We start from the raw sequence: 5,796 nt of genomic DNA, 5'->3' as shown, positions 1-5,796 counted from the left end.
ACCGTGCTCCTCGTCGTCGGCATCGGCGCCCTGACGCTCGGGATCCTCGCCGCCGTGGCATCCGGCGAGGAGCAGGTGATCGCCAAGCTCGGACCGCTCGCGGGCGTGGGCGGCTGGGCCGGCCTCGTCGGCATCGTCGTGCAGGTCACCGCCGCCGGCGGACTCGCGGCGTTCGGCGTGGCCCTCAGCTGGATGTTCGGGCGCGAGTTCGCCGACGGCACCGTGGCCGCGCTGTTCGCCCTGCCCGTGCCGCGTGCCGCGATCGCCCTCGGCAAGCTCATCGTCTTCGCGGTCTGGTCGGTGTTGGTCGCCGTGCTGCTCACGATCGTCGTCGCGGGCGTCGGCCTCGTGCTGGGGTACGGGGCGACGGATGCCGCGGGGTTCGGCGAACTCGCGCGCCTCCCGGTGCTCGTGGTGCTCACGGCGCTGCTCGCGGTGCCCGCCGCATGGGCGTCGACCCTCGGGCGCGGCCTGCTCCCCGGGATCGCGACCACGATCGGGATCATCGTCGTCGCACAGGTGCTGGCCATCGCCGACGTCGGCACCTGGGTGCCGATCGTGGCACCGGCGCTCTGGGCCATCGCGCCCGACACGGAGCCCGCCGCAGCGCTCCTCACCGTGCCCAGCGTGCCGCTCGTGTTCGGCGCGTTGTGCACCCTGGCGTGGTCGCGCCTGCAGCTCGACCGCTGACGCGACCGGATCAGGCGGGAGGTGTCGGCTGCTCCGCCGCAGCGACCCACGCGACCGCCTCGGCCTGCTTCGCGAGCGGGAACACCCGGAACTCGCCCGGCACCAGCCCGCCGAACGCGGTGGCGATGCCGGCCAGCCCGTCGTGGTCCGTCACGAACGCCGACCGCCCCCACGCGTCGCGTGGCATGCTGATGAGCCTCGCGTCCTCGAGCATCGCCCCGAGCGAGACGTGGTCGAAGTCGTCGCCCATCACGACGACGCAGTTGATGCGGCCGTGCTCTTCGAACGCGTCGTCGAACGCAGGCGTGAGCACGTCCCGGTAGTCGGATGCCTCGATGGTGCCGACGGCGCGGAAGCCGACCACGTCGGCGGGCAGGCCCTCGAGCGGTTCGAGCATGTGGTTCCCCCTTCCGCCGGGCGGCCCCTCCGCCCGGGAGGCCGCGTCAGCCGAGCAGTTCCTGCACCCGGTTCGAGGTCGGCATGCGCAGGCCGTCGAGCGCGACGGCGACCACGTCGTCGGCGAGCGTGTCGGCGTCCTCGGCTCCGCCCGGGCGGTACCACTCCACGATCGAGTTGATCATGCCGAAGGCGAGGCGCGACACGACGCTCGCGTCGAGGTCGCTGCGGAGTGACCCCTCGGCCTGCGCCTCGGACACGAGTGCCGTGACCCGCTTGTCGAACGCACGCCGGCGCGCGAGGGCGCGTCGCTCCACGTCGGTGTTGCCGCGGACCCGGAGCAGCAGGGTGACGTAGGGCAGCTTCTCGACGAGCACGTGCACGGCGCCCCGCAGCACGAGGTCGAGCCGGTCGGCGGCGCGCCCGCCCGCGGCATCCGTCTGCTCGAGCACGCCCTCGAGCGCGCCGAGTGCGGTGTCGAGCGCGCGGTCGAGGATCTCGTCCTTCGACGTGAAGTGATGGTAGATCGCGGACTTCGAGAGGCCGAGGCGGTCGGCGAGCACGCCCATCGACGTCGCGTCGTAGCCGTACTGGATGAACGCGGCCACGGCGACGTCGAGGATCCCCTGCTGGTCGTACCCGGGGCGTCCCCGCCGGAGCGCGCCGKTCGCGCCGTTCGCGCCGCTCGTTCCGTTCTCAGACATCGCCCTCAGTCTGGCACTCGCCGCCGTGGCATCCGCTCACTTGGCGCGCAGGTCGTAGACCCGCTGGTACTTGCCCTCGCTACGGGGCAGCGTGCTGGGCTCCTCGAGGCGCACGGTGACGGATGACCCGATGAACTCCTTGATGCGCCCGGCGAGCACGACCGTGGCGGCCTGGCACACCTCGACGTCGAGGTCGGGGTGCCGTTCGATGCGCACGGTCAGGTGATCCATGGTGCCGGTGCGGGTGAGCTCGAGGATGAAGTGCGGGGTGAGCTGCTCGATGCCGAGCACGAGCTCCTCGATCTGGGTGGGGAAGAGGTTCACGCCGCGCAGGATGATCATGTCGTCGTTGCGGCCGGTGATCTTCTCCATGCGCCGCATGCCGGGGCGGGCTGTGCCGGGCAGCAGGCGGGTGAGGTCGCGCGTGCGGTACCGGATGACGGGGAACGCCTCCTTGGTGAGCGACGTGAAGACGAGCTCACCCAGCTCGCCGTCGGGCAGCACCGCGCCGGTGTCGCCGTCGATGACCTCGGGCAGGAAGTGGTCTTCCCAGAGGTGGGGGCCGTCCTTCGTCTCGAGGCACTCGTTGCCGACACCCGGGCCCATGACCTCGCTCAGGCCGTAGATGTCGAGCGCATCGATGCCCAGCCGCTGCTCGAGCTCGTGGCGCATCTCGTTCGTCCAGGGCTCGGCGCCGAGCACGGCGACCTTCAGCGAGGTGGAGCGCGGGTCGATGCCGGCGGCCACCATCGCGTCGGCGATCGTGAGGAGGTAGCTCGGGGTGCAGAGGATCGCGTCGGGCTCGAAGTCGCGGATGAGCTGCACCTGGCGTGCGGTCTGGCCGCCCGACATCGGGATGACCGTGGCCCCGAGCTGCTCGATGCCCGCGTGGGCGCCGAGCCCGCCCGTGAAGAGCCCGTAGCCGTAGGCGTTGTGCACCTTCATGCCCGGTCGGATGCCGCTGGCCCGCAGCGATCGCGCGACGAGCGTCGCCCAGCGCCCCAGGTCCGCCTTCGTGTAGCCGACGACGGTGGGCCGGCCGGTCGTGCCGCTCGACGCGTGGATGCGGGCGACCTGCTCCATCGGCACGGCGAACATGCCGAACGGGTAGGTCTCGCGCAGGTCGGCTTTCGTCGTGAAGGGCAGCTTCGCGACATCCGACAGCGAGCGGATGTCGCTCGGGTGCACGCCCGCCTCGTCGAACTTGCGCGTGTAGAGGGGCACGTTCGCGTAGGCGTGGCGCACGGTCTGCTGCAGCCGCTCGAGCTGGAGGACCTCGATCTCGGCTCGCGACATCCGCTCCTCGGGGTCGAGGTGTTCGGCGGACACGGGCTCGAGGCCCGAGACGGTGGGGGAGATGGTCGTCGTCGACACGTGGGGCTCCGAAGGCTGGGCGGCCGCGCGCGGCCGGGTGGTCAGATGGTGCGGTTCGTGGAGATGGACCGGCCGCGGAACTCGGCGACCGCGTCGCCGTGCTCGTCGACGACCGAGACGTCGTAGAGTCCGGTGCGGCCCGACCGGGTGCGGCGGACGGCGGTCGCGGTGAGGGTCTGTCCCGCGACGGTGGACTTCAGGAAGGTGATGTCGGCGCCCGCCGCGACGGTGACGGTGTCGTCCTCGTTGCAGGCGATCGCGAAGGCGGTGTCGGCCAGGGTGAAGACGAGGCCGCCGTGGGTGATGTGGAAGCCGTTGGTCATGTCGTCGCGGACGCGCATCGAGACGACCGCGAGACCGGGTTCGTCGCGTTCGACGACCATGCCGAGGGCGGCCGAGGCGAGGTCGCGCTGCATCATGGCGCGATTCTCGGCAGTGACGTCGGTCGCGGCATCCGTCATTCGAGGCTCCTCGTCGAGTTCCCGGCGCCGTTGCTGCGGCGCTCGACTTGACTATATACTAACTGAACGATCGGTTAGTAATACCGGATGCCGCAGCAGCAGATGCGGGTCCGGATGCCGCGAAGACTCAGGAGTCGACGATGACCTCTCCCGCTGACCTCAGCGTGGTCGAACGAGAGCTCTCCCCCGAGGAGGAGCAGTTCGACGACCTCATCGCGAAGGACTCGCGCATCGAGCCGCGCGACTGGATGCCCGACGCGTACCGCAAGACGCTGATCCGCCAGATCAGCCAGCACGCGCACTCCGAGATCATCGGCATGCAGCCCGAGTCCAACTGGATCACGCGCGCGCCGAGCCTCAAGCGCAAGGCGATCCTCATGGCCAAGGTGCAGGACGAAGCGGGCCACGGGCTCTACCTGTACTCCGCCGCCCAGACGCTCGGCATCTCGCGCGAGGAGATGATGCAGCAGCTCATCGAGGGGAAGGCGCGCTACTCGTCGATCTTCAACTACACGACGCCCACCTGGGCCGACATGGGCGCGATCGGCTGGCTCGTCGACGGCGCCGCGATCTGCAACCAGGTGCCGCTGTGCCGGGCGTCGTACGGCCCCTACGGCCGGGCGATGGTGCGCATCTGCAAGGAGGAGTCGTTCCACCAGCGGCAGGGCTTCGAGATCCTGCTCGAGCTCATGCAGGGCACGCCCGCGCAGCGCGAGATGGCACAGGACGCCGTGAACCGCTGGTACTGGCCGTCGCTCATGATGTTCGGGCCGCCCGACGACCAGTCGCCGAACTCCGCCCAGTCGATGGCTTGGAACATCAAGCGCTTCTCGAACGACGAGCTGCGGCAGCGCTTCGTCGGCATGCTCGTGCCGCAGGCCGAGGTGCTCGGCGTGACGCTTCCCGACCCCGAGCTCAGGTTCAACGAGGAGAGCGGCGAGTACGACATGAGCGAGATCGACTGGACCGAGTTCAACGAGGTGCTCGCCGGCCGCGGTCCCGCGAACGCCGAGCGCCTGCGCCGTCGCCGCGAGGCCCACGAGGAGGGTGCCTGGGTGCGCGAAGCGGCCCACGAGTACGCCCGCAAGCAGGCCGAGCGCGCGCTCGCGGCATCCGGGGCGGTGGCCTGATGTCGACGCCCGGCGAGATGGGAACCGAGGCCTGGCCCCTCTGGGAGGTGTTCGTGCGCGCGAACCGCGGCCTGTCGCACGTGCACGTGGGCTCGCTGCACGCCCCCGACCCCGACATGGCGGTGCGCAACGCCCGCGACGTCTACACGCGCCGCAACGAGGGCGTGTCGATCTGGGTGGTGCCCGCCGACGCGATCACCACGAGCGACCCCGACGCGAAGGGCGCCTTCTTCGAGAGCCCGGCCGGCAAGAACTACCGGCACGCGCGCTACTACGTGAAGAGCGAAGGGGTGAAGCACCTGTGAGCGGCACCGACTTCGACCCGCACGGCGCGGACCTCGACGTGCACGGCCAGGTCTCGGTCGACGAGGTCGAGCTCGCCGAGGAGCTCGCGGGCGCCGGCATCACCGGCACGGGTGCGACGGCGTCGGCGGATGCCGCGGAGTACGCGCTCCGGCTGGGCGACGACGCCCTCGTGCTCGCCCAGCAGCTGGGCATGTGGATCGCCCGCGCCCCCGAGCTCGAGGAGGACGTGGCCCTCGGCAACATCGGCCTCGACCTCATCGGGCATGCGCGCTCGCTCCTGCACTACGCGGGCACCGCGTCGGGTCGCAGCGAGGACGACCTCGCGTACTGGCGCGACGAGCCCGAGTGGCGCAACGCCTGGCTCTTCGAGCAGCCCAACGGAGACTTCGCGCACACGATCGCGCGGCAGCTCGTGGCCGCCACCTACCTGGTCGAGCTCTACGCCGCGCTCGCCGAGTCGACCGACCCGACGCTCGCGGCGATCGCGGCCAAGGCCGTCAAGGAGGTCGACTACCACCGCGACCACGCCACCCAGTGGACGCTCCGGCTCGCCGGAGGCACCGAGGAGTCGCGTCGTCGCATGAGCGTCGCGATCGCCGACACGTGGCCCTACATCGACGAGCTGTTCGTCGACGACGAGCTCGTCGAGCGACTGGCCGCCGACGGCCTGGCGGTGCTGCCCTCGACGTTGCGCCCCGGCTTCGACGCGGTGATCGACGCGGTGATGGCCGAGGC

8 protein-coding genes are annotated in these 5,796 nt (G+C 70.9%); 4 read left to right on the top strand and 4 right to left on the bottom strand.

The features are described 5' to 3' along the window. The coding region (locus AC1DY2_RS14170; RefSeq protein ID WP_476763015.1) for an ABC transporter permease at positions 1-690 on the top strand (690 nt) is incomplete at its 5' end. Between the two features lie 10 nt (positions 691-700). Here the strand turns inward: AC1DY2_RS14170 and AC1DY2_RS14165 are convergent. The 4 genes from AC1DY2_RS14165 to paaI all read right to left on the bottom strand — a co-directional run bounded on the left by AC1DY2_RS14165 (position 701) and on the right by paaI (position 3,625). Then, positions 701-1,087 carry a SpoIIAA family protein gene (locus tag AC1DY2_RS14165; RefSeq protein ID WP_476763014.1) on the bottom strand — a complete coding sequence of 129 codons (387 nt, stop codon included), beginning with the start codon at positions 1,085-1,087 and terminating at the stop codon, positions 701-703. Between the two features lie 46 nt (positions 1,088-1,133). After that, on the bottom strand, positions 1,134-1,790 hold the full coding sequence (locus AC1DY2_RS14160) for a TetR/AcrR family transcriptional regulator (RefSeq protein ID WP_476763013.1): 657 nt from the start codon (positions 1,788-1,790) through the stop codon (positions 1,134-1,136). Positions 1,791-1,826: 36 nt separating this feature from the next. Beyond that, positions 1,827-3,086 (bottom strand): phenylacetate--CoA ligase PaaK, encoded by a 1,260-nt coding sequence (gene paaK, locus AC1DY2_RS14155; protein WP_476763016.1) that lies wholly within the window; start codon positions 3,084-3,086, stop codon positions 1,827-1,829. Positions 3,087-3,205: 119 nt separating this feature from the next. Further along, a complete protein-coding gene (gene paaI, locus AC1DY2_RS14150) occupies positions 3,206-3,625 on the bottom strand; it encodes a hydroxyphenylacetyl-CoA thioesterase PaaI (RefSeq protein WP_476763012.1) in 420 nt (139 codons plus the stop codon). Positions 3,626-3,765: 140 nt separating this feature from the next. Here paaI and paaA point away from each other — a divergent pair, with 140 nt between their 5' ends. From paaA to paaC, 3 genes are all read left to right on the top strand, one after another. Continuing rightward, positions 3,766-4,755, top strand: a complete 990-nt coding sequence (paaA, locus tag AC1DY2_RS14145; RefSeq protein WP_476763011.1) for a 1,2-phenylacetyl-CoA epoxidase subunit PaaA — start codon at positions 3,766-3,768, stop codon at positions 4,753-4,755. Continuing rightward, complete coding sequence (paaB, locus tag AC1DY2_RS14140) at positions 4,755-5,060, top strand: 1,2-phenylacetyl-CoA epoxidase subunit PaaB (protein WP_159601545.1); 306 nt, start codon at positions 4,755-4,757, stop codon at positions 5,058-5,060. The genes paaA and paaB overlap by 1 nt, the downstream gene beginning before the upstream one ends. Next, positions 5,057-5,796: 1,2-phenylacetyl-CoA epoxidase subunit PaaC (gene paaC, locus AC1DY2_RS14135; protein ID WP_476763010.1), on the top strand; the 740-nt coding region annotated here is incomplete at its 3' end. The genes paaB and paaC, both read left to right, overlap by 4 nt.

The sequence above is a fragment of the Agromyces sp. P1_H4 genome (genome assembly GCF_056405255.1).
The sequence above is the reverse complement of the archived record's forward strand: the minus strand, read 5'-3'. Positions and strand labels throughout refer to the sequence as shown.